General features: G+C 49.8%; 2 protein-coding genes. Both read right to left on the bottom strand.

Going from position 1 to position 1,461, the window contains the following annotated elements; all coding sequences use genetic code 11:
* Nucleotides 1–698, bottom strand: a 698-nt coding sequence (locus tag QMA09_RS17005; RefSeq protein ID WP_290213991.1) for a helix-turn-helix domain-containing protein, incomplete at its 3' end; no start/stop codon positions are given.
* A 39-nt stretch (nucleotides 699–737) separates the two neighbouring features.
* Complete coding sequence (locus QMA09_RS17000) at nucleotides 738–1,250, bottom strand: DUF6431 domain-containing protein (protein WP_290213992.1); 513 nt, start codon at nucleotides 1,248–1,250, stop codon at nucleotides 738–740.
* Nucleotides 1,251–1,461 lie beyond the last annotated feature (211 nt).

Raw genomic sequence — 1,461 nt, 5'->3', positions numbered from 1 at the left:
GCCATCCATTTGGTGCGGTATTGCTTGCCGTTGTCGAAGTAGACGCTCTCCGGTACGCCATGTTTTCGGATGGATTCGCGAAACGCATCTTCGACGCACCGCGCATCCAACATCGGATAGAACGCCACATGGAGTGGGAAACGCGTCGCATCATCCAGGAAGGCGACCATATAGACCTGCTTTTTCGTTCCGTTCGGACCAATCGGTAAATAGGGCCCGTATTTGATATCCGAATGCCATAAGGCATTTCGACGACGTTTCTGAAATCGCCGTACGGCTCCGGATGTCTCATGGTACATTTTCATCTGTCGTGCACTATAGCCTTGTTTGGACAAGCGCTCCTGCAACGTGCTGCGCTTCAGTTCGCCTTTTGCGACAACACCGTCCCACTCAAGAATTTGGATAATCGAGGCGATACTCCGGCTTGGAACCTCGCGTCTCAAGTGAATCGCCTGTTCCACGACGTTGTCTTGAAGCTCTCGCGGAACCGAACGATACGGTTTCTGTTTCAGCCCTTCAAAGCCCTCTTTCTTAAATTGGGCGACGTAGCGCCGGATGGTGCGTTCGGACAGGCCGTGGCGTTCACAGATTTGTTCGCGGAGCTTTTTCAGCTCCTGGGCATCCAACTTCTCATTCAATAAAGGCGCAATCAGTTGAAAGCGCTGGGTTGCTAATTCTTCTGCTTTTGTTCTTGCCATTTTTTACACTCCTTCTTGATTGGATAATTGAAGTGTAAGTTACCGGCTGGTGGACAAAAAGGCAGAACGGGTATGTATCCAAAAATGATGGTTGGCGACCGGTCGGACAATCTTTGCCAGCCATCCGCCCTCTGTGCCAAACCATTGTCCGATGCGTGCGTGCGCAGGCAGCTCCCGACTGGACAGGTCGATCGCCGAGGTCTCATCTGTCTGAAACTGAATGAGAAGAGATTGAAGGATAAAGAGCCAGTAATCGATCATGAGGAAGAACCAACTCCGCCAACGATAGAGGGTCGATTCATCGGCTGCCACCGTCAGGTGGGTGGTTGGAAGGGTCGCCTTCTCGATCACATCCGCCCCGTATCGTTTGTAGGGGACCATCAGATCGGGCAATTCATGATGAATCTTTTCGCACCGCGTGCAGCGCAATCTTCTAACGATGAATCGACGAGATTCACCGCTTTCATCGCGCAACTTCCGTTCACGTGAGCCGATGATCTTATACTCCATCTGGTTACAACAGGGACAAGGAACCTTTTCTGCGCACCGAATAAAAAACGCCTTTTGAGGCGCATTCTTCTATGTTATAATGAGAGACGATTATCATATTTTTTTGGAAGACGTCTCCCGTCGAGCTACTGGTAATAGCCGACATTATGGGAGGCGTCTTTTCCTTTCTCCAGGATTCTTAAGGACATTATATCCGTCAATTCCTGGACAGACAATACCGTCAACTTTTGGACATTATGAAATAGCATTAACA

The organism is Planococcus sp. APC 3906 (assembly GCF_030407685.1).
GTDB lineage: Bacteria > Bacillota > Bacilli > Bacillales_A > Planococcaceae > Planococcus > Planococcus koreensis.
The sequence above is the reverse complement of the archived record's forward strand: the minus strand, read 5'-3'. Positions and strand labels throughout refer to the sequence as shown.